The organism is Cupriavidus agavae (assembly GCF_004217045.1).
GTDB classification, from domain to species: domain Bacteria; phylum Pseudomonadota; class Gammaproteobacteria; order Burkholderiales; family Burkholderiaceae; genus Cupriavidus; species Cupriavidus agavae.
In genome coordinates, this window is record NZ_SGXM01000001.1 from 1,578,329 (window position 1) to 1,598,735 (window position 20,407).

Consider the following 20,407-nt stretch of genomic DNA (forward strand, 5'->3'; position numbering starts at 1 on the left):
CGGGGCGCGTCCGGCAGGCGGTGTCAGTCGTCGTCGATGACGTCGTCATCGTCCATGTCGCGCAGCGGCGGCGGGTCGTCACCATCTTCGGTGAGATCGTCGTCGCCGTCGCCACGGGCACGGAATTCGAGATTGAGGCGGAGGAAGAGGTCGAACGCATCGGCCAGCAGGTGTTTCTGGCGCGGCAGCAGGCTTGCGTAGGGCATGTCGTAGATGGACTGATGCGTGCCACGCGCGCCCTTGAGCCCGCGGTCGCGCGCGATGTCCGACAGCAACGCGGCAAAGCCCGAGAGATCCTGGGCCGCCAGCGCCGTGTTCAATACACGCGCGATGACTTGCGGGGAAGCACCCGACCATCCAATGACTTCGGCATTGGAGGCGGAATCGTGGGAAAGATCGCTGATGTCCATGATTGCCTTAACGGTCCGGCACCCGCCGCCTTGAGCGAACTTCGGCGACTTCACCCCTCGCAACCGCCGTCGCCCCTCTTGAGGGGGGAGATCAGGCGCGTTTGCCGCCACGCCGGCCGTCCGCGGGCCGGGCCGGTTTCGGCGATTCCTTGAGGCGGGCCACCTGGCGGTACTTCTGCGTGCCGTCGGGCGCCTGCTTGACCTCGAGCGGATTGCGCGCGCCGCACTGGGGGCAGCGGAACAGCGGACCCTGGCCTTCGTTGCGGATTTCTACCTCGTCCTGCGCCCACTGGGCACCGCAAGGCTGGTTCTGACAGACAAACATCTATGGACTCCGATCGAGCGAGTCATCGTACCACGAGAGCAGGAAAGATCACCTGAGCGAGGCGCCCTACATCGGCGGGGTACGTGACTTGAGGTTATACCAATGGGGCGCGTACGCCAGGGAAGTCACAGCGCGTCGTGCAAACGCCAGACAACGGCGCGGCAAAGGCCGCTATACTACTGTACGTTTATACAGTATCGGACCGATCCCATGCCCGCCTATCAAGCCGCCGCGATCCTGCTGGAAGCCCACTACTTCGGCGACGACGCCGAGACCCTGCACCTGCCCTGCGACAGCGTGACCGTGCAAGGCGGCGCCATCCTCGTGGAGGGCGTGGAGATCAGGTTCCTGCGCGGCCTGCGCTGGACGCCGGATTATCTGTCATTCCAGTCCGGGGGTGACCATTATCGGTATCCGGTGGGCCGCCCGGCCGTGGTGGGCCCCCAGGCGGCGCGCTTCGGGATGCTGTAGATCGTGGAAGCGGGCAGGACTATCGCGCCGCCCGCAACGCAAACGTCAGCCGCGTCCCCTGCCCGCCCTCCACCAGCCGCACCTGGCTGCCATTGAGTTGCAGCATGCGCTGCACGATCAGCAAACCCAGCCCGCCGCCGCGATGCGCCCCGCCTGACGGAAATGGCCGCTGGAAGATCGATTCCCGCAAGGCGGCGGGAATGCCGGGGCCGGTATCGCTGACCGTGACGGCGACCTTGCCGTCCTGGCTGGCAAGGTCGATTTCCACGGTGCCGCCGGCCGGCGTATGGCGAATCGCGTTGTCGAGCAGGTTGGTCAGCACGCGCTCGATCATGCCGAGATCGGCCGAGACCGCCGGCAGCGCGGGCGGCACCCCGGCGCGGAGCTGGAGCTGCTTGGCCTCGGCGGACAGCGCGAACTTCTCCAGCACGTCCTGCGTGAGGTCGACCATCGAGAAGTCCTCGGGCATGGCCTGCACCATGCCGTGTTCGAGCCGCGCCAGTTCGAACAGCGATTGCGCCAGCCCACCCACCTTGGCGCTCTGCGCCAGCGCAATGGCCAGGTAGCGCTGGCGCTCCTCCACGCTCAGCGAATCGGCCTTGACCGACAGCGTTTCAAGATAGCCATGCAGCGAGGTCAGCGGCGTGCGCAGGTCGTGCGAGATATTGGCGACCATCTCGCGGCGCTCCTGGTCCTGCTGGCGCAGCGCGCGCCATTGCGATTCGATGCGGCCAGCCATCTGGCGGAAGGCGGTCTGCAGCGCGGCAATCTCGTTGCGCGGCAGCGGCTCGGCCAGTTTGTCGGGCACGGCCGCCTGCCCGTCGCCCGAGTCGAAACGGCGAATGTCCTCGGTCAGCCGGCGCAGCGGGCGCGTGATCAGCCCGAACGCCACCAGGCCGGCAACGAGGCACAGCGCCGCCACCAGCCCCATCGACCAGAGCGTGGTGCGCATCACCGACAGCTCCGACGCCTGCGCCGCCAGCTTGTCGTGCGCCTCGCCCATCAGCACCACGTAGATATAGCCGCCCTGACGCAGCGGCGCCGCGCTGAAGACCTTGCGGCCAGTGGCGCTGCGCGGGTCGTCGCCGAGGATGGGCAGCGCGCCGCCGTCGATCAGCTTCTTCACGGGCGCCAGGTCCACGCGGTCGCGCACGAGGTGCCCGCTCGGGGCGTCGTGGCCCCGGATGCGCCCCTGGTCGTCGAGCAGGTACACCTCGACGCTCGGGTTGACCACCATCAACTGGCCGAACAACTGCCGCAGCGCCTGCGGCGCGAGCGCGCTCTGGTCCTCCAGCAGCGCGTTGCGGGCGATATAGGCGGCCAGCCCGCGCGAGATGTCCTGGATCACCTCTTTCTCGTGCATCGCGTTGGCGCGCACCTGAAGCCAGGCCGAGGCGCCGCAGCAGGCCAGCAGCAGCGCGGCAAAGACCAGCGACAGCCGCTGGGTCAGCGAGAGGTTCTTCATGGCGCGGCTCCGGGCTCGGTGCCGTCCGCCGGCGGGTTTGCCGACAACTCGGCCTGCGGATCGGCCACGAAGCGGTAGCCCCGGCGCCAGACCGTCAGGATGCGCCGCGGCGCGGCCGGATCGACCTCGATCTTGGTGCGCAGCCGGTTGATATGGGTGTTGACGGTGTGCTCGTACCCTTCGTGCTGGTAGCCCCAGACCGCGTTGAGCAGGTCCATGCGCGAGAACACCTTGCCGGGATGGCGCGCGAAGTAGTACAGCAGGTCGAACTCGCGCGGCGTCAGGTCAAGCCGGCGGCCATCGAGCGTGACCACCCGCGCCAGCGGGTCGATCGTCAGGCCAGCCAGGTCGAGCGTGCCGGCATCGGACCGCACATCACGCGCCATGGCCTCCACGCGCCGCAGCAGCGCCTTGACCCGGGCCACGAGTTCGAGCACCGAGAACGGCTTGGCCAGGTAGTCGTCGGCGCCCAGTTCCAGGCCGAGGATGCGGTGCACCTCGCTGGAGCGGGCGCTGGTGATGATGATCGGGGTGTAGCGCGTCATGGCCCGGGCGCGGCGGCAGATCTCCAGGCCGTCGACGCCGGGCAGCATCAGGTCGAGCACCAGCGCGTCCCAGCCCCCCTGCTCCAGCAGCCGCAGCCCCTCGGCGCCGTCGGCGCTGTGCACCACCTCGTAGCGCTCGTCGCGCAGGTGCATCGCCAGCACATTGGCGATGCCGACATCGTCTTCGACCAGCAGGATGCGTTTGGCTTGTTCCATGTTCTCTCGGGCCGGGGCCGGGTGGCGCGGGGGTCGCCCCGGCATGCCGCTATTGTGCAGAAATCCGCGCGAGCGGGTGTTCACGAATTGTTTAAGGTTTGGCGAAGACTCCGGGACCGCCGCCTGCCTACGATTCGTCTCATCCCGCAATCGATCCGGAGACCATCATGCGCATGACCCGTCGCTTTCTGCTGTCTGGCGGCACCCTGACCGCCGCGGTGGCCGCCGTGGGCGGCTGGCGGCTGCTGGCCGACAACCTGGCCAATGCCGCGTCCACCGCCTCGGCCGCCAAACCCGGCGCGCCCGCGCCCCAGACCTTCGCCGTCACGCTGACCGACGCCCAGTGGCGCGCCAGGCTGACGCCGGCCCAGTACGACGTGCTGCGCCGCGAAGGCACCGAGCGCCCGTACAGCAGCCCGCTCAACAACGAGCACCGCAAGGGCGTGTTCGCCTGCGCCGGCTGCGCGCTGGACCTGTTCTCGTCGAACACCAAGTTCGACAGCGGCACCGGCTGGCCCAGCTTCTGGGCGCCGCTGGCCGATGCCGTGGGCACCACCAGCGACCGCACCTTCGGCATGCTGCGCACCGCCGTGCACTGCCACCGCTGCGGCGGGCACCTGGGCCACGTGTTCGACGATGGCCCGAAGCCGACCGGCCTGCGCTACTGCATGAACGGCGTGGCGATGACCTTCCGCCCGGCTTCGGCCTGACCCCGCGCTCCCACCCCTGACGAGGCCCTTGCCATGTTGCTGCTGATTCTCTCCTATCTGGGCGGCGTGCTCACGATCCTGAGCCCGTGCATCCTGCCCGTGCTGCCGTTCGTGTTCGCCCGCGCCGACCAGCCGTTCAGGCGCTCGGGCCTGCCGCTGCTGGCGGGCATGGCGCTGACATTCGCCGGCGTGGCCACGCTGGCCGCCGTGGGCGGCGGCTGGGTGGCGCAGGCCAATGAATGGGGCCGCTGGCTGGCCATCGCGCTGCTGGCCGTGTTCGGCATCACGCTGCTGTTCCCGAGCGTGGCCGAGCGGCTGACCCAGCCGCTGGTGCGCGCCGGCAGCCGCCTGACCAACATCGCCCAGGCCGATGGCAAGCCGGCCAGTCCGGCCTCGTCGTTCCTGCTCGGCATCGCCACGGGGCTGCTCTGGGCGCCGTGCGCCGGGCCGATCCTGGGCCTGGTGCTGACCGGCGCCGCGCTGCAGGGCGCCAGCGTGGGCACCACGTTGCTGCTGCTGGCCTACGCGGCGGGCGCCGCAACCTCGCTGGCCGTGGCGCTGCTGATCGGCGGACGCGTGTTCGCGGCCATGAAGCGGTCGCTCGGGGCCGGGGAATGGGTGCGGCGCGGCATTGGCGCCGCCATGCTGGTGGGCGTGGGCGCCATCGCGCTCGGCCTCGACACGGGCATCCTGACCCGCATCTCGACCGTGGCCACGGGCGGGCTGGAGCAGCGGCTGGTGGACCGGTTCGCCGGGCGGGCGGACGCGGGGGCTGCGGGCGGCGCGATGATGATGCAGGCCGGCGGCAACCCGGCCATGGCGATGGCCGCCAAGGCTGACGCCGGCAACCTGCCCGTGGAAGGCAAGTTCCCGGGCCTCGACGGTGCCGTGGCGTGGATCAACTCGCCGCCGCTGACCGCCGCCGAGTTGCGCGGCAAGGTGGTGCTGGTGGATTTCTGGACGTACTCGTGCATCAACTGCCTGCGCACGCTGCCCTATGTCAAGGCGTGGGCCGACAAGTACCGCGACCAGGGCCTCGTGGTCATCGGCGTGCACGCGCCGGAGTTCGCGTTCGAGCGCAATCTCGACAACGTGCGCAAGGCCGTCAAGGACCTCGGCATCACCTACCCCGTGGCCGTCGACAACAACTACGCCATCTGGCGCGCCTTCCAGAACAACTACTGGCCGGCGCACTACTTCATCGACGCCCAGGGACGCATCCGCTACCACCATTTCGGGGAAGGCAACTACGCCAAGTCCGAGCAGGTGATCCGCGAACTGCTGGCCGAAGCCGGACACGCGGGCGCCGAGAAGCTGGCGATGACCGGCCCCGACGTCGCCCAGGGCGTGGAGATGGCTGCCGACAATGAGGCGCTGCGCTCGCCCGAAACCTACATCGGCTTTGCCCGCGCCGAGAATTTCGCGTCGCCGGGCGGACTGAAGCCCGATGCCGCGCAGGACTACCGCGCCCCGGCCGACCCGGCACTGAACCAGTGGGGGCTGGCCGGCGACTGGAAGGTTGGCCGGGAGCACGCCACGCTGGCCAAGGCTGACGGGCGTATTACCTACCGCTTCCACGCCCGCGACCTGCACCTCGTGCTCGGCCCCGGGGCGGATGGCAAGCCGGTGCGCTTCCGCGTGACCATCGACGGCCAGGCGCCCGGTGATTCCCACGGCACCGACGTGGCCGCCGATGGCACCGGCACCGTCACGGGCCAGCGCCTGTATCAACTCGTGCGGCAGACCGGCGATATCCGCGACCGCACCTTCGACATCGAATTCCTGGACCCCGGCGTGCAAGCCTATGCCTTCACGTTCGGCTGATCCCGGCCCTTGCACCGCTGCTTTTTCGTAGAACTACTATTGCTGAACAGGTTGAAAAGGAAACGACCATGACAACCAACAAGACCAATACCACCGCCACCGCCACCGCCACCACCACCACGCTGCAACGCTGGATGCGTCCGACCACGCTCAAGATGATGGGGCTGGCGGTGCTGGCGGCCATCGCCACCACGTGGCGGGTGCCCGCGCTGTCGGCCGAGGACGCCGTGCGCATTCCCGCGCCCGTCGTGGACCAGAAACCGGGCGCGAGCCATGCGGAATCGGCCGTCTTCGCGGGCGGCTGTTTCTGGGGTGTGCAAGGGGTGTTCCAGCATGTGCGCGGCGTGACGCTCGTCACATCCGGTTACGCAGGCGGCGCCGCCAACACGGCGCAGTACGAGAAGGTGGGCACCGGCAACACCGGCCACGCCGAAGCCGTGGAGGTGCGCTACGACCCCACGCAGGTCAGCTACGGCAAGCTGCTGCAGATCTTCTTCTCGGTCGCCCATAACCCGACCCAGCTCAACTACCAGGGCCCGGATCGCGGCACGCAGTACCGCTCGGCCATCTTCCCGCGCTCAGCGGAGCAGCGCGCGGTGGCCGAAGCCTACATCGCGCAACTGGGCGCCACCAAGGCGTGGAAGGCACCGATCGTGACCACCGTGGAAAACGACAGGAAGTTCTATGCGGCCGAGAACTATCACCAGGACTTTCTGGTGAAGAACCCGAATTATCCGTACATCGTCATCAACGACCTGCCCAAGGTCAGCAACCTGAAGACGATGTTCCCCGATGTGTACCGGAAGGACCCGGTACTGGTGAATGCGAAGGGCGGGTGACACGTGCCTCCGCTGGCGGGCTTCAACTGGACAATCTGACTGCGACAGTCATGATCCAGCCCGCCAGCACGCAGGCGCCTACCCAGCCAATTCCGATTACAAGAACGTCACGCCAACTCATTGCCATTCCGGTTGCCTGGATTGGGGTTAAGGCTAGACGATCTCGCACCCGGAACAATGTCCAAGATGTAAGGAATCGTTGCGATTTGCGACGATTACCGACCTCTTGAGACAGTTGCAATATTTACGATACCAACTCAATACGCGCGGGCCAGGAAGTCCCGCGTCCGGGCATGCACCGATGCGCCGAACAGTTGCGCCGGCGCGCCCTCTTCCACGATCCGGCCGCCGTCCATGAACACCACATGGTTGGCCACTTCACGCGCGAAACCCATCTCGTGCGTGACCACGAGCATCGTCATGTGCTCCTCGGCCAGTTGGCGCATGGTGCGCAGCACTTCGCCGGTCAGTTCGGGGTCGAGTGCCGAGGTGGGTTCGTCGAACAGCATGATGTCCGGTTCCATCGCCAGCGCGCGGGCAATGGCCACGCGCTGCTTCTGCCCACCCGACAGCCGCGACGGATAGTTGTCGCGCTTGTCGAACAGGCCGACCTTGCGCAGCAGCGCCTCGGCCGTGGCCACCGCCTGGGCGCGCGGCAGTTGCTTGACCGTCATCGGCGCCTCGATCAGGTTTTCGAGCACGGTCAGGTGCGGGAACAGGTTGAACGACTGGAACACCATGCCCATCCTGGCGCAGATGCGGCGCAAGTGCTTCGCGTCGGCGTACTTCGCGCGCCCGTCGGTCGTGGCGGCCAGCACCTCGCCCTCGACCACGATCTCGCCGCTGTCGATGACTTCCAGATGGTTCAGGCAGCGCAGCAGCGTGCTCTTGCCGGAGCCGGACGGCCCGATGACCGCCGTCACATCGCCCTTGCGCAGCGACAGCGACACGCCCTTGAGCACTTCCAGCTCCCCGAACGACTTGTGGATGTCGCGGGCGCCGATCATCAGCTCACTGTTCATATCTTGCATAGCGCTTCTCCAGCCGCTGGAAGAACCACGTCAGGACCAGCGTCATGACCAGGTAGAACGCCGCGGCCACCAGGAACGGGGTGGTGGTGAAATCGCGCTGCACGATGCTGCGGGCGGTGCGCAGGATGTCATTGAGCGCCAGCACGTAGATCAGCGAGGTGTCCTTGACCAGCGTGATGGTCTCGTTGCTGACCGGCGGCAGCACGCGGCCGATCATCTGCGGCAGCACCACGCGGCGCATGGTCTGCACGTAGCTCAGCCCCAGCACCTTGCTGGCCTCGTACTGGCCACGGTCCACGGACTGGATGCCGGCCCGGAAGATCTCGGCGAAGTACGCGGCATAGTTCAGCGCGAACGCCACCACGGCCGCCGGAAAATCGGGCAGCCGGATGCCCACATACGGCACGAACGGCAGCGCGAAGTAGATGAACAGCATCTGCAGCATCAGCGGCGTGCCGCGCATCAGCCAGATATAGCCGTTGACGAGCTGGCTCAGCGGCCGCCAGGCCGAGATGCGCATCAGCGCCAGCGCCAGCCCCAACGGCACGGACAGCGCCAGCGTGATGGCGAACAGGGTCAGTGTGACCTTGGCCCCTTCCATCATCGGGGGCAGCAGTGATAGTACGTAGTCCATGCGGGAGCGTCAGGGCCAGGGCGGCGCCGGTTGCGTGATGACTGCCTGTCTTATTTCGTGATGTCCGAGCCGAACCACTGCGCCGAGATCTTCGCGGCCGTGCCATCCTGCTTCATCGCGGCCAGCGTCTTGTTGAGCTTGTCGAGCAGCTCCGCGTCGTCCTTGCGCACGCCCACGCCGTAGTCCTCGGTGCCGAAGTTCTCGTCCAGCACGCGGTACTCGCCGGTGCGCTTGCTCGCCAGGTAGCGGCCCACCACTTCGTCCACGACGATCGCATCGAGGCGGCCTGCCGACAGATCCATCAGCGCCGTCACGTTGTCGCCGAAGGTCTTCACTTCCTTCAGGCTGGCGGCGGTCTTCTCGTCCTTCCTGATCGCGTCCACGGCGCTGCTGCCGTCCTGCGCACCCACGATCTTGCCGGCCAGGTCGGCCTTGGCCTTGATCGGCGAGTTGGTGGTCACCATGATGATCTGGTGATTGGTCATGTACGGCGCCGTGAAGCTGATGTTCTTCTTGCGCTCTTCGGTGATCGTCAGGCCGTTCCAGAGCACGTCCACGCGCTTGCCGTTCAGCTCGGCTTCCTTGGCGCTCCAGTCGATCGGCTTGAACTCCACCGCCATGCCCAGGCGGTTGGCCGCTTCCTTCGCCATGTCGATGTCGAAGCCGACCAGCTGGTTCTTGTCATCCCGGAAGCCCATCGGCGGGAAATTGTCGTCAAGGCCAACCACCACGGCGGTGGCGGCGCCAGCAGCCGGCTTGGCCGGCTCGGCGTCCTTCTTGCCACAGGCGGCCAGCGTGACGAGACCGGCGATCATCAGGAGAGCTGCGATTTTCTTCATGGGTTCTGCACTAGAGTCGATTTCAACGGCGATACGATACCAGCGGAGCATGCGCCCCGACTCGCACCACAAATGACACAAATGAAAAAACCCGCCTGGCTTTGAGCCAGGCGGGTTTTTTGATTTCTGGTCGGGGCGAGAGGATTTGAACCTCCGACCACCTGCACCCCATGCAGGTACGCTACCAGGCTGCGCTACGCCCCGAAGAAGAACGAGAGTATATCAGAGCCATCGCCGATGGCTAGAGGTTTGCGTGCATTTTTATGCGCGCCGCGTGATCTCGCCGAGCTGGGCGAGCAGGTTCTGCACGTCGAGCAGTTCGCCGCGCAGCGTGGCGAGGTCGACGGACAGCGCCGGCGACGTCTTTGTCTGCGCCGGTTGAGCTTCGTCAAGCTCGGCGGCCAGGCCGGCGTGGTGCCGCACTTCGTCCAGCCGATTGCGGGCGCCATTGATCGTGAAGCCCTGCTCGTACAGCAGTTCGCGGATGCGGCGGATCAGCAGGACTTCGTGGTGCTGGTAATAGCGGCGGTTGCCGCGGCGCTTCACCGGCTTGAGCTGCGTGAACTCCTGCTCCCAGTACCGCAGCACATGCGGCTTGACGGCGCAAAGCTCGCTGACCTCACCGATGGTGAAGTAGCGCTTTGCGGGAATCGGCGGCAACGCGATGCGCTCGCTGGCTTTGTCCGTCATGCGATGGAGGTGCTGGTATCCGGGCCAGGGGCCCATGAGCGGTTGGCGCGACGCGCGCGCGGCATTGCAGGATACAGATTGCCAACCCCTCGGGCAATCCACATGGCGGGGGTCGCGGGGGTGACTGTATGGTGGCCGCTACGCCCGGGACGGGCAGCGGCGCCGGAGGCGGGCTCCGGCGGCCGGGTCGGCGTCAGATTCGGTTCAGCCGGGCAGCGCCAGGTCGGCACGCTCCTCGACCAGGCTCTTGAGCTTCTGGCTGGCGTGGAACGTCACCACGCGGCGCGCGGTAATCGGGATGATCTCGCCGGTCTTGGGGTTGCGCCCGGGACGCTGCGCCTTGTCGCGCAGCTGGAAGTTGCCGAAGCCGGACAGCTTGACGCTGTCGCCCTGCTCCAGGGCTTCGCGGATCACGTCGAAAAATGCCTCGACCATGTCCTTCGATTCGCGCTTGTTCAGCCCGACCTGGTCGAACAGCATTTCTGCGAGTTCGGCCTTGGTCAGCGTGGGCACCTCGGTCGCGCGGGCTTCCGGCGATGCATCGTCGAGGGAGGCAGCGTGCCGGTCGCTCACCTCGCCCAGGTCTGCAGCATTCATGGAAATCGCGTCTCGATCGTTCATCCTAGATCGCTCTGTCAAATCTGTCTGGCGATCCGCCCGGAAGCTGTGTCCGGGCGCTCCTGATGCGGGTTACCGCTCAACCGCGCAGGCGGGCGTCGAAGCCTGCCGTCAGCGCATCGACCATGCAGCGTACCGCGCTGTCGACGGTCTCGTCCTGGAGGGTCGCCCCAGTATCTTGCAAGGTCAGGCGGAACGCAAGGCTTTTCTCGTCGGCGCCGATCGAGGCCGAAGCGGCCTTCGGACGGAACTCGTCGAACAGCACCAGCCCCTGCACGAAGTGGCCCAAACCGGCCTTGTCCAGCGCCGCGCGCATCGCGTCGGCCATGTCCTGCACACGCACCGACTGCCTGACCACGACGGCCAGATCGCGCACGGCCGCCGGGAACTTCGACACTTCCGTGTACGCGGGCAGGCCCACGTCGCGCAGTGCGTCCAGTTCCAGTTCGAACACCACCGGGGCGTTGACCAGTTCGTACTCCTGCAGCCAGCGCGGGTGCAACTCGCCCACCACGCCCACCGGCTTGCCGTCGACGATCACGCGGGCGGCGCGGCCCGGGTGCAGCGCCGGGTGCGACACCGGCTCGAAGCGCGGCGTGCGCGGATGGAACAGCGCCTCGACGTCGCCCTTGACGTCGAAGAAGTCGACCTGGCGCGTCGCCACGCCCCACTGCTCCTCGAACGCCGGGCCGTAGGCGATGCCGGCGGCCATCATCGGCTGGCGATAGCCGGCCACGGTCAGGCCGCCGTCGGCTACGCTGGCGTCGCGGTGGAACACGCGGCCGACTTCAAACAGCCGTACGCGCGCCGCCTTGCGGTTGAGGTTGTAGCGGACCTTGTCCACCAGCCCGCCGATCAGCGTCGAGCGCATCACGGCCAGTTGGCTGGCGATCGGGTTCAGCAGGCGGATCGGGTTGTCGTTGGCCGCGAAGTCGCGCTCCCACTGCTCCTCGACGAACGCGAAGTTGATGACCTCGTGGAGGTCGCGGGCCGCCAGCGCGTGGCGCACCACGTGCTGCGAGCGGCGGGCCTCGTTGGTCGGACGCATCTCGCTCTCGGCGATCGGCGGGCGAGCCTGGATGCGCTCGAAGCCGTAAATCCGCGCCACTTCCTCGATCAGGTCTTCCTCGATCTCGATGTCGAAGCGGTAGCTCGGCGGCGTCACCTCGAACACCTCGCCCTCGGCACCTTCCGAACGCGTGAACGGCAGCTTGAGACGCAGGAACACATCGGCGATTTCCGCCGAAGACAGTTCGATACCCAACACACGCTCGGCACGCGCCACGCGCAGCTGCACCGGGGCGCGCTGCGGCAGGTTGACCACGTGATCGTCCACCGGACCCGCCTGGCCGCCGCAAATTTCAAGAATCAGCGACGTGATGCGTTCGATATGCTCGACCGTCGTCGCGTAATCCACACCGCGCTCGAAGCGATGCGCGGCATCGGTCGAGAAGTTGTAACGGCGCGCACGGCCCTGGATGGCGTTCGGCCACCAGAAAGCGGCTTCCAGATAGATGTTCGTCGTGTCGAGTGTCACGGCGGTGCTGTCGCCGCCCATGATGCCGGCCAGGCTCTCGATCTCCTTGTCATCGGCGATCACACCCACCTGCTCATCCACCTCGACCGTGTTGCCGTTCAGCAGCTTGATCTGCTCGCCCTTGCGGCCCCAGCGGACGTCCAGCCCGCCGTGGATCTTGTCCAGGTCGAACACGTGCGACGGACGGCCCAGTTCGAGCATCACGTAGTTCGAGATATCGACCAGTGCCGAGATGCTGCGCTGGCCCGAGCGCTCCAGGCGCTGGACCATCCAGCCCGGCGTGGCCGCGCGGGCGTTGACGCCGCGGATCACGCGGCCCGAGAAACGGCCACACAGGTCCGGTGCCGAGATCCTGACCGGCAGCTTGTCCTGCAGCGTGACCGGCACCGGCGCCATCGCGGGCAGCGTCAGTTCGGCGCCGGTCAGTGCCGACACCTCGCGCGCCACGCCATGGATCGACAGGCAGTCCGCCTTGTTCGGCGTCAGCTTGATCGTGAAAACCTGGTCATCCAGGTCAAGATAGCTGCGGATATCCTGGCCGACCGGCGCATCCTCGGGCAGCACCAGCAGGCCGCCGGCGTCCTCGGACAGCTTCAGTTCGCGCGCCGAGCACAGCATGCCGTAGCTTTCCACGCCCCGCAGCTTGCCCACCTTGATCTCGAACGGCTTGCCGCCCGCCTCGGCCGGCGGCAGCACCGCGCCCACCAGCGCGCACGGCACCTTGATGCCTGGCTTGACGTTGGGCGCGCCGCACACGATCTGCAGCGTCTCGCCCGTGCCCACATCGACCTGGCAGACGTTGAGACGGTCGGCATCGGGATGGCGCTCGGTGGCCAGCACGCTGGCCACCACGATCTTGCTGAACGGCGGCGCAACCGGGCCCACCTCTTCGACTTCGAGCCCGGCCATGGTCAGGGCGTGCGAAAGCGCGTCGGTGGAGATCTTTTCAGGATTGGCGAAAGTACGAAGCCAGGATTCCGAGAATTGCATGGCGCTTCTGATCCGGTAGGTATTCTGTGATGTCTTTGACGATGCGGGCTGGGTGTTCCGGCGCTTTGGCGATCAGGCGCTCAGGCGAACTGGCGCAGGAAGCGCACGTCGCCCTCGAAGAACAGCCGCAGGTCGTTGATGCCATAGCGCAGCATCGTCAGGCGCTCCAGGCCGGAGCCGAACGCGAAGCCGATGTAGCGCTCGGGGTCCAGCCCCATGTTGCGCAGCACGTTCGGATGCACCTGGCCCGAGCCCGAGATTTCGAGCCACTTGCCGTTGCCGAACGCCATGTCGATTTCCGCCGACGGCTCGGTGAACGGGAAGTAAGACGGGCGGAAGCGCACCTGGATATCGTCGCGCTCGAAAAACTTGCGCAGGAAATCGGTGTAGACGCCCTTCAGGTCGGCAAAGCTCACGTCCTCGCTGATCCACAGCCCTTCCACCTGATTGAACATCGGCGAATGGGTGGCGTCGCTGTCCACGCGGTAGGTGCGGCCGGGGCAGATCACCTTGATCGGCGGCATGGCGCGGCCGGCGTACTTCTGCACGTGCATGCGCGCGTAGCGGACCTGCATCGGGCTGGTATGGGTGCGCAGCAGCAGGAGCTTGTCGTCGCTGTCGCGGCCGTCCACGTAGAACGTGTCCTGCATCGAACGTGCCGGATGGTTGTCCGGGTTGTTCAGCGCCGTGAAATTCATCCAGTCGGTCTCGATCTCGGGGCCATCGGCCACGTCGAAGCCGATCGAGCCGAAGATCTGTTCCACGCGCTCCCAGGTGCGCATCACCGGATGGACGCTGCCGCGCGCCACGGCTCGGCCGGGCAGCGTCACGTCGATGGCCTCGGCGGCCAGGCGGGCGTTCATCAACGCGTCTGCCAGCGCCTGGCGGCGGGCCTGCAACGCGGCTTCCACCTGCTGCTTGACCTGGTTGATGCGGGCACCCTCGGTCTTGCGCGCCTCCGGGTCCAGCTTGCCCAGGCCCTTGAGCAGTTCGGTCAACGCGCCGGTCTTGCCCAGGAAGCGGGCTTTTTCGTTTTCCAGCGTGGCGTTGTCGTTGGCACCCGCGAAGGCGGCCTGTGCGTCGGCGACGATTTGTTCCAGATCCAGGGACATGACGGCAATACGTGGACAGTACGTGGAAGGGTGGCCAGCCCCGCGCGGCAGATCACGCGCGGGATGGCTTCGGCATTGCGAATGGCGTTTCGACGATTGACACGGGTGCCAGGATCGACACGGCATTCGCAATGAAAACGGGGCTCGGTAAGGAGCCCCGTTTCAGCGGACCTTGCGGTCGGTGCTTGCCCGGAAGCGCCTTTCAGCGCGTCCGGCAGCCGGCATCAGGCAACGGTGGCTTTCACCTGGTTGACGATGGCGGCAAAGGCAGGCTTGTCATGGATAGCCATGTCCGACAGCACCTTGCGGTCCAGCTCGATCGAAGCGCGCTTCAGACCGTTCATGAACACGCTGTAGGTCATGCCATGCTCACGCGTCGCGGCGTTGATACGTGCAATCCAGAGGGCGCGGAACACGCGCTTCTTGTTGCGACGATCGCGGTACGCGTACTGGCCAGCACGCATGACCGCCTGCTTGGCGATACGGTAGACATTATTGCGACGGCCGCGGTAACCCTTGGCAGCGTCGATGACTTTCTTGTGACGGGCCCGTGCAGTGACCCCACGTTTTACTCGAGGCATATGAAGCTCCTTTCGTTATCGTTGAGGGTTATGCGTAGGGCATCATGGCGCGAACCGACTTCAGGTTCGTCTCATGGACGTCCTGGGTGCCGCGCAGCTGACGCTTGTTCTTGGTGGTCTTCTTCGTCAGGATGTGACGCTTGAAGGCCTGGCCACGCTTGAACGAACCGTTCGGGCGTGCCGTAAAGCGCTTGGAGGCGCTTTTCTTGGTCTTCATCTTAGGCATGAATAACTCCAGCTCTATGACATGCATGCAGGTGGACGGCTGACGCCATCGCTTGCAAGACCCGCATCCACTTGTTTTTGTACGCCGCACCCCGCAAGGCGCCGCGCACGGCTTCCGCACGAGGCGACGCCGGGATGCGCATGGCATCCCGGCCGTCCTCCCCGCACAGGAATTACTTCTTCTTCTTGGGCGCGATGACCATCACCATCTGGCGACCTTCCATCTTCGGCATCTGCTCTACCTGACCCAGTTCGTCCAGGTCAGTCTTCAGACGCTCCAGCACGCGCGCGCCGATTTCCTGGTGAGCCATCTCACGGCCGCGGAAACGCAGCGTGATCTTGGTCTTGTCACCCTCTTCCAGGAAGCGCTTCAGGTTGCGCAGCTTGACGTTGTAGTCGCCATCATCCGTGCCAGGACGGAATTTCACTTCCTTGACCTGGATGATCTTCTGCTTGAGCTTGGCCTCATGGGCGCGCTTGGCTTCCTCGTACTTGAACTTGCCGTAGTCCATGATGCGGGCCACGGGCGGAGCCGCGTTGGGCGCGATCTCCACCAGATCCAAGTCCTTGTCCTCGGCCATGCGCAGTGCGTCCATGAACTTGACGATGCCGAGCTGCTCGTTATCAACCCCTACCAGGCGCAGCTCAGGCGCGCTGATCTCACGGTTGATACGGTGACCTTTGTCTGTAGCGATGTTCCGTTACCTCAAGAAGACAAAAAAACAAGCCGTGCTTCACACCCTCAGGCTTTGCTGGAGACGTCGTTCTGAAGACGCTCCACGAACGCGGAGACGGGCATCACACCCAGATCCACGTTGCCTCGGGCACGCACGGCCACTTGATTGGCGTCCCGCTCCTTGTCGCCTACCACCAGCAGGTAAGGGATCTTCTGAAGCGAGTGCTCGCGGATTTTATACGTAATTTTCTCGTTACGCAAATCTGCCTTTGCCCTAAACCCTTGTTTTTGCAAGAGTTGCACAACGCTCTCGGCATATTCCGATTGCGATTCCGCAATGTTCATCACCACCACCTGCTCCGGCGCCAGCCAGGCGGGCAGCGCACCTGCGTGGTTTTCCAGCAAGATGCCCAGGAACCGCTCGAACGAACCGAGAATGGCCCGGTGCAGCATGACCGGACGCTTCCGGGCGTTGTCGTCGGCGACGTATTCGGCACCCAGGCGCTCCGGCAGCACCAGGTCGAGCTGCAGCGTGCCGCATTGCCACGAGCGGCCGATCGCGTCCTTGATGTGGTACTCGACCTTCGGACCATAGAAAGCGCCCTCGCCCGGCAATTCTTCCCACTCCACGCCGCAGGCACGCAGTGCCAGGCGCAGGCCCTCCTCGGCGTGGTCCCAGACCGCGTCCGAGCCGGCGCGCTTTTCGGGGCGCAGCGACAGCTTGACCTTGACATCCTTGAAGCCGAAATCGTCGTAGACCGAGAAGGCCAGTTCGTTGAACGCCTTCGCTTCCTCGACGATCTGCTCTTCCGTACAGAAGATGTGTGCATCATCCTGCACAAAACCGCGCACGCGCATCAGGCCGTGCAGCGCGCCCGAGGGCTCATTGCGGTGGCAGGCGCCGAACTCGGCAAAGCGCAGCGGGAGGTCGCGGTACGAGCGCAGGCCGTGGTTGAAGATCTGGACATGGCCCGGACAGTTCATCGGCTTGATCGCGTAGTCGCGCTTCTCCGACTCCGTGACGAACATGTTTTCCTTGTAGTTCTCCCAGTGGCCGGACTTCTCCCAGAGAGAACGATCCATCACCTGCGGCGTGCGCACTTCCTGGTAGCCACCTTCCGTCAGGCGGTTGCGCATGTACTGCTCCACGGCCTGCCAGACGCTCCAGCCCTTCGGGTGCCAGAACACCATGCCCGGCGCCTCTTCCTGCAGGTGGAACAGGTCCAGCGTCTTGCCGAGGCGGCGATGGTCGCGCTTTTCGGCTTCTTCGAGCATCGTCAGGTAGGCTTCCTGGTCTTCCTTCTTCGCCCAGGCCGTGCCGTAGATGCGCTGGAGCATCTCGTTGTTCGAGTCGCCGCGCCAGTAGGCGCCGGCCACCTTCATCAGCTTGAAGACTTTGAGCTTGCCCGTCGACGGCACGTGGGGGCCGCGGCACAGGTCGACGAAGTTGCCTTCGCGGTAAAGACCGATTTCCTGGTCGGCGGGAATCGACGCGATGATCTCGGCCTTGTACTTTTCGCCCATCGATTCGAACAGCGCCACCGCCTCGTCGCGGTTCCAGACCTCGCGCGTGACCTTCTCGTCCTTGCGGGCGAGTTCCGTCATCTTCTTCTCGATGGCGGCCAGGTCTTCGGGCGTGAAGGGGCGCTTGTAGGCGAAGTCGTAATAGAAGCCGTTGTCGATGACCGGGCCGATCGTGACCTGGGCGTCCGGATACAGCTCCTTGACCGCGTAGGCCAGCAAGTGGGCCGTGGAGTGGCGGATCACGTCGACACCATCGGCGTCCTTGTCCGTGACGATGGCCAGCGCGGCATCGCGGTCGATGCGGTAGCTCGTGTCGACCATCTGGCCGTCAACCTTGCCGGCCAGCGCGGCCTTGGCCAGGCCCGAGCCAATGCTCTGCGCCACTTCGGCCACCGTGACGGGGCCGGGATATTCACGGCGGGAGCCGTCCGGCAGCGTGATTGCGATCATCATTGCACCTCTTGTGGAATCCGCCGCGCCGGCGTCGGGCGCCATGGCGAGCGGAGCAAAGCAACTTTTGTGGCGCCGGCCCGTCACGTCAGATGCGGACAAACCGGCTACTGGATTCTTCTGGCCGACGCGCCGCCGGAACCTCACGGACACGGGCGACGCGGCAGCATAGCAGCACGCTGGCAGGCGACAGACGAAAAAAAACGCGGCCAAGGCCGCGTTTTTCTGTGTTTCCCCGCATCCGCTGCGGGTCGAAGGCGCACCTCGACTACTGTCGCTAACCAGCGGTAGTAGTTCGAGTTGTCATGTTCATGATGCGCTTCCGGCGTTGTACTGCATGTGCGTTGGTAGGCTCGATTGGACTCGAACCAACGACCCCCACCATGTCAAGGTGGTGCTCTAACCAGCTGAGCTACGAGCCTAGCGAAGCGCAGAGTATAACCTTATTTCCGGCGCGCGTGCAACACCCCCTGCACTTCCTCGATCAACGACACGGCGCGCTGCAGTTGCGTGGCCTCCGCCACTTCGGCCGTGAACTGCATGCGCGCCACGCCCTTGCTCGACAGGGTCTTGACGCCGGTCACGTTGATCTTCTCGCGCGACAGCACTTCGGAGATATCGCGCAACAGCCCCTGGCGGTCCACCGCTTCCACGTGGATGTCCACCGGGTAGACGGAATCGCTGCGCTTGCCCCATTCGGTCTGGATCACCCGCTCCGGCGCCCGCGACGACAGTTGCTGGAACGTGCTGCAGTTGCGCCGGTGGATCGACACCCCGCGCCCGCGCGTGACGAAGCCGACGATATCGTCGGGCGGCGCCGGCTTGCAGCAGCGCGACATCTGGGTCATCAGCGAATCCACCCCCACCACCAGCACGCCGCTCTTGGCGCCGCGCGCCACGCTGGTGGCGCGGCTCTTCTTGGTGACGGCCTCTTCCTCGTTGAACTGCGGCTGGACATCGCCCTCGGGGTGGCGCAGCGCGTGCTCCACGTGCCGCAGGCTGAACTCTTCCTTGGCCACCGCGGCAAACAGGTCATCGGTGGTCTTGAAGTTCAGGCGCGTCGCCAGGTCGTCGAGGGCAACGGCGGTCTTGCCCTCGCGCTGCAGCGTCTTCTCGATCAGGGTCCGGCCCTGCGCGATGGTTTCCTGCGAGTCGAGCGCGTTGAACCACGCCCGCACCTTGGAGCGCGCCCGGCTGCTGGCCAGGTAGCCGAGATCGGCGTTCAGCCAGTCGCGCGACGGCCCGCCCTGCTTGACCGCCACGATCTCCACGGTCTGGCCGTTCTTGAGCGGCGTGTTCAGCGGCACCATGGCGCCGTCCACGCGGGCGCCCCGGCAGCGGTGGCCGAGATCGCTGTGGAGGTAGTAGGCAAAGTCCACCGGCGTGGCGCCCTGCGGCAGCGCCACCACGCGCGCCTGCGGCGTCAGCACATAGATATGGTCGTCGATGGCCGCATGCTTGAGCTGCTCCCATGGCGAATCCTCGTGGGCCACCGTGTGGTCGGCCTCGTCCTTCCAGGCCAGCAGCTGGCGCAGCCACGCGATCTTCTCGTCGTAGCTGTCGTCCGCCGTGAACTGGCCCGAGTAGCCCTTGCCGCCCGCCTCCTTGTAGCGCCAGTGCGCCGCCACGCCGTATTCGGCAAAGTGGTGCATCTCCTGCGTGCGGATCTGCACTTCGAACGCGCGGCCGTCGTCGCCAATCACCACCGTGTGCAGCGACTTGTAGCCGTTGGCCTTGGGCCGCGAGATATAGTCGTCGAACTCGCGCGGGATCGGCTGCCAGATATGGTGCACGATGCCGAGCACCGTGTAGCAGTCCTTGATGTCGTCCACGATCACCCGGAACGCGCGCACGTCATACAGGTCGGCGAAGTCGAGCTCCTTGCCGCGCATCTTCTTCCAGATGCTGTAGATGTGCTTGGGCCGCCCCGACACCTCGGCGCGGATGCCGGCGGCGTCCAGCTCGGCGCGCAGCCGCTCGATCGCGCCCGCGATGAAGCTTTCGCGCTCGATGCGCTTCTCGTCGAGCAGCCTGGCGATGCGCTTGTACGTATCGGGCTGTTCGAAGCGGAAAGCCAGGTCCTCCAGCTCCCACTTGACCTGCCAGATCCCGAGCCGGTTGGCCAGCGGCGCGTAGATGTCGAGCGTTTCGCGCGCCACGCCGGGCAGCGGCAGCGTCTTGGTCTGGGCCAGCCAGCGCAGCGTCTGCAGCCGCGAGGCCAGCCGCACCAGCACCACGCGGATGTCCTGCGCGAAGGCCAGCAGCATCTTGCGCAGCGCCTCCACCTGCTCCTGCCGCGCGGCCGCCTGGGACTTCGACGATTCGGAAACGTCCGCCTGGCTCACGGCAATCGCGCCGATCCGCAGCAACTGCCGCACGCCGCGTTCGAGCCGGCACACTTCCTCGCCGAACCGTTCGGCCACGCCGGCCTCGGCGCCGGGCACGAACGCCGACACCGCGAACAGGCAGGCTGCGGCGCGCGCGGCATCGTCCACGCGCAGGCCGTCGAGGATGCGCAGCATGCCCTCGGCATGCGACAGCACGCTCTCGCCGGTGGGCAGCAGCGCGGGCTGGCCGTCTTCCTCGCCGCCCGCCACCTCGCGCACATACGCCAGCGCGCGCTCGACGAGCCCGGCGTCCGGTACCCCGGCCGTCTGCCCCGTCAACTCCGTGGACGTCACCATGTCACTACGCC

Annotated in this window: 20 protein-coding genes and 2 tRNA genes; 4 read left to right on the forward strand and 18 right to left on the reverse strand. The window is 66.1% G+C overall.

Annotated features, from left to right (window positions below; all coding sequences use genetic code 11):
- Positions 1–23 precede the first annotated feature (23 nt).
- The gene (locus EV147_RS07105; protein ID WP_130390399.1) at positions 24–410 is read right to left on the reverse strand and encodes a hypothetical protein; all 387 of its coding nucleotides are present in this window, start codon (positions 408–410) and stop codon (positions 24–26) included.
- 91 nt (positions 411–501) lie between these two features.
- Complete coding sequence (locus EV147_RS07110) at positions 502–735, reverse strand: hypothetical protein (RefSeq protein WP_130390400.1); 234 nt, start codon at positions 733–735, stop codon at positions 502–504.
- A 210-nt stretch (positions 736–945) separates the two neighbouring features.
- Here EV147_RS07110 and EV147_RS07115 point away from each other — a divergent pair, with 210 nt between their 5' ends.
- A complete protein-coding gene (locus tag EV147_RS07115; RefSeq protein WP_130390401.1) occupies positions 946–1,206 on the forward strand; it encodes a hypothetical protein in 261 nt (86 codons plus the stop codon).
- Positions 1,207–1,225: 19 nt separating this feature from the next.
- On the opposite strand, the gene EV147_RS07120 is transcribed toward EV147_RS07115, so the two are convergent.
- The gene (locus EV147_RS07120; RefSeq protein WP_130390402.1) at positions 1,226–2,671 is read right to left on the reverse strand and encodes a sensor histidine kinase; all 1,446 of its coding nucleotides are present in this window, start codon (positions 2,669–2,671) and stop codon (positions 1,226–1,228) included.
- On the reverse strand, positions 2,668–3,432 hold the full coding sequence (locus tag EV147_RS07125) for a response regulator transcription factor (protein WP_130390403.1): 765 nt from the start codon (positions 3,430–3,432) through the stop codon (positions 2,668–2,670). Before EV147_RS07125 ends, EV147_RS07120 begins: the two co-directional genes overlap by 4 nt.
- Positions 3,433–3,599: 167 nt before the next feature.
- Here EV147_RS07125 and msrB point away from each other — a divergent pair, with 167 nt between their 5' ends.
- From msrB to msrA, 3 genes are all read left to right on the forward strand, one after another.
- Positions 3,600–4,142, forward strand: a complete 543-nt coding sequence (gene msrB, locus EV147_RS07130) for a peptide-methionine (R)-S-oxide reductase MsrB (RefSeq protein WP_130390404.1) — start codon at positions 3,600–3,602, stop codon at positions 4,140–4,142.
- Between the two features lie 33 nt (positions 4,143–4,175).
- A complete protein-coding gene (locus tag EV147_RS07135) occupies positions 4,176–5,966 on the forward strand; it encodes a cytochrome c biogenesis protein DipZ (RefSeq protein ID WP_130390405.1) in 1,791 nt (596 codons plus the stop codon).
- Positions 5,967–6,034: 68 nt separating this feature from the next.
- Positions 6,035–6,805, forward strand: coding sequence for a peptide-methionine (S)-S-oxide reductase MsrA (msrA, locus tag EV147_RS07140; RefSeq protein ID WP_130390406.1), 771 nt, complete (start codon positions 6,035–6,037; stop codon positions 6,803–6,805).
- 257 nt (positions 6,806–7,062) lie between these two features.
- On the opposite strand, the gene EV147_RS07145 is transcribed toward msrA, so the two are convergent.
- From EV147_RS07145 to EV147_RS07210, 14 genes are all read right to left on the reverse strand, one after another.
- Positions 7,063–7,812, reverse strand: a complete 750-nt coding sequence (locus tag EV147_RS07145; protein ID WP_157994676.1) for an amino acid ABC transporter ATP-binding protein — start codon at positions 7,810–7,812, stop codon at positions 7,063–7,065.
- Between the two features lie 4 nt (positions 7,813–7,816).
- Positions 7,817–8,470: an amino acid ABC transporter permease gene (locus EV147_RS07150; protein WP_130390407.1), complete on the reverse strand. Its 654-nt coding sequence runs from the start codon at positions 8,468–8,470 to the stop codon at positions 7,817–7,819.
- A gap of 50 nt (positions 8,471–8,520) precedes the next feature.
- Positions 8,521–9,309, reverse strand: coding sequence for an amino acid ABC transporter substrate-binding protein (locus EV147_RS07155; RefSeq protein WP_157994672.1), 789 nt, complete (start codon positions 9,307–9,309; stop codon positions 8,521–8,523).
- 127 nt (positions 9,310–9,436) lie between these two features.
- Positions 9,437–9,513: transfer RNA gene (locus tag EV147_RS07160), tRNA-Pro, on the reverse strand.
- Between the two features lie 57 nt (positions 9,514–9,570).
- Positions 9,571–9,999, reverse strand: coding sequence for a MerR family transcriptional regulator (locus EV147_RS07165; protein WP_130390409.1), 429 nt, complete (start codon positions 9,997–9,999; stop codon positions 9,571–9,573).
- A gap of 204 nt (positions 10,000–10,203) precedes the next feature.
- Positions 10,204–10,620, reverse strand: a complete 417-nt coding sequence (locus tag EV147_RS07170; protein WP_130390410.1) for an integration host factor subunit alpha — start codon at positions 10,618–10,620, stop codon at positions 10,204–10,206.
- Between the two features lie 76 nt (positions 10,621–10,696).
- Positions 10,697–13,144, reverse strand: a complete 2,448-nt coding sequence (gene pheT, locus EV147_RS07175; RefSeq protein WP_130390411.1) for a phenylalanine--tRNA ligase subunit beta — start codon at positions 13,142–13,144, stop codon at positions 10,697–10,699.
- Between the two features lie 80 nt (positions 13,145–13,224).
- Positions 13,225–14,250: a phenylalanine--tRNA ligase subunit alpha gene (pheS, locus tag EV147_RS07180; protein ID WP_198680216.1), complete on the reverse strand. Its 1,026-nt coding sequence runs from the start codon at positions 14,248–14,250 to the stop codon at positions 13,225–13,227.
- Positions 14,251–14,480: 230 nt separating this feature from the next.
- On the reverse strand, positions 14,481–14,837 hold the full coding sequence (gene rplT / locus EV147_RS07185) for a 50S ribosomal protein L20 (RefSeq protein WP_071070014.1): 357 nt from the start codon (positions 14,835–14,837) through the stop codon (positions 14,481–14,483).
- A gap of 28 nt (positions 14,838–14,865) precedes the next feature.
- Entirely contained in the window at positions 14,866–15,063 is a 198-nt protein-coding gene (gene rpmI, locus EV147_RS07190) for a 50S ribosomal protein L35 (RefSeq protein ID WP_006575466.1), read from the reverse strand.
- A gap of 172 nt (positions 15,064–15,235) precedes the next feature.
- Entirely contained in the window at positions 15,236–15,757 is a 522-nt protein-coding gene (gene infC / locus EV147_RS07195) for a translation initiation factor IF-3 (RefSeq protein WP_130390413.1), read from the reverse strand.
- A gap of 47 nt (positions 15,758–15,804) precedes the next feature.
- The gene (gene thrS / locus EV147_RS07200) at positions 15,805–17,712 is read right to left on the reverse strand and encodes a threonine--tRNA ligase (RefSeq protein WP_130391218.1); all 1,908 of its coding nucleotides are present in this window, start codon (positions 17,710–17,712) and stop codon (positions 15,805–15,807) included.
- Between the two features lie 345 nt (positions 17,713–18,057).
- Positions 18,058–18,134: transfer RNA gene (locus EV147_RS07205), tRNA-Val, on the reverse strand.
- 21 nt (positions 18,135–18,155) lie between these two features.
- Positions 18,156–20,396, reverse strand: coding sequence for a RelA/SpoT family protein (locus EV147_RS07210; RefSeq protein WP_130390414.1), 2,241 nt, complete (start codon positions 20,394–20,396; stop codon positions 18,156–18,158).
- Between the last annotated feature and the right edge of the window lie 11 nt (positions 20,397–20,407).

Coding starts and splice junctions, on each gene's coding strand:
- EV147_RS07145 (WP_157994676.1), bottom strand. CDS start 7,812: ATGATCGGCGCCCGCGACATCCACAAGTCGTTCGGGGAGCTGGAAGTG.
- EV147_RS07115 (WP_130390401.1), top strand. CDS start 946: ATGCCCGCCTATCAAGCCGCCGCGATCCTGCTGGAAGCCCACTACTTC.
- EV147_RS07150 (WP_130390407.1), bottom strand. CDS start 8,470: ATGGACTACGTACTATCACTGCTGCCCCCGATGATGGAAGGGGCCAAG.
- EV147_RS07135 (WP_130390405.1), top strand. CDS start 4,176: ATGTTGCTGCTGATTCTCTCCTATCTGGGCGGCGTGCTCACGATCCTG.
- EV147_RS07105 (WP_130390399.1), bottom strand. CDS start 410: ATGGACATCAGCGATCTTTCCCACGATTCCGCCTCCAATGCCGAAGTC.
- rpmI (WP_006575466.1), bottom strand. CDS start 15,063: ATGCCTAAGATGAAGACCAAGAAAAGCGCCTCCAAGCGCTTTACGGCA.
- EV147_RS07155 (WP_157994672.1), bottom strand. CDS start 9,309: ATGAAGAAAATCGCAGCTCTCCTGATGATCGCCGGTCTCGTCACGCTG.
- msrB (WP_130390404.1), top strand. CDS start 3,600: ATGCGCATGACCCGTCGCTTTCTGCTGTCTGGCGGCACCCTGACCGCC.
- msrA (WP_130390406.1), top strand. CDS start 6,035: ATGACAACCAACAAGACCAATACCACCGCCACCGCCACCGCCACCACC.
- EV147_RS07165 (WP_130390409.1), bottom strand. CDS start 9,999: ATGACGGACAAAGCCAGCGAGCGCATCGCGTTGCCGCCGATTCCCGCA.
- EV147_RS07110 (WP_130390400.1), bottom strand. CDS start 735: ATGTTTGTCTGTCAGAACCAGCCTTGCGGTGCCCAGTGGGCGCAGGAC.
- EV147_RS07170 (WP_130390410.1), bottom strand. CDS start 10,620: ATGAACGATCGAGACGCGATTTCCATGAATGCTGCAGACCTGGGCGAG.
- rplT (WP_071070014.1), bottom strand. CDS start 14,837: ATGCCTCGAGTAAAACGTGGGGTCACTGCACGGGCCCGTCACAAGAAA.
- EV147_RS07125 (WP_130390403.1), bottom strand. CDS start 3,432: ATGGAACAAGCCAAACGCATCCTGCTGGTCGAAGACGATGTCGGCATC.
- EV147_RS07210 (WP_130390414.1), bottom strand. CDS start 20,396: ATGGTGACGTCCACGGAGTTGACGGGGCAGACGGCCGGGGTACCGGAC.
- thrS (WP_130391218.1), bottom strand. CDS start 17,712: ATGATCGCAATCACGCTGCCGGACGGCTCCCGCCGTGAATATCCCGGC.
- EV147_RS07120 (WP_130390402.1), bottom strand. CDS start 2,671: ATGAAGAACCTCTCGCTGACCCAGCGGCTGTCGCTGGTCTTTGCCGCG.
- pheT (WP_130390411.1), bottom strand. CDS start 13,144: ATGCAATTCTCGGAATCCTGGCTTCGTACTTTCGCCAATCCTGAAAAG.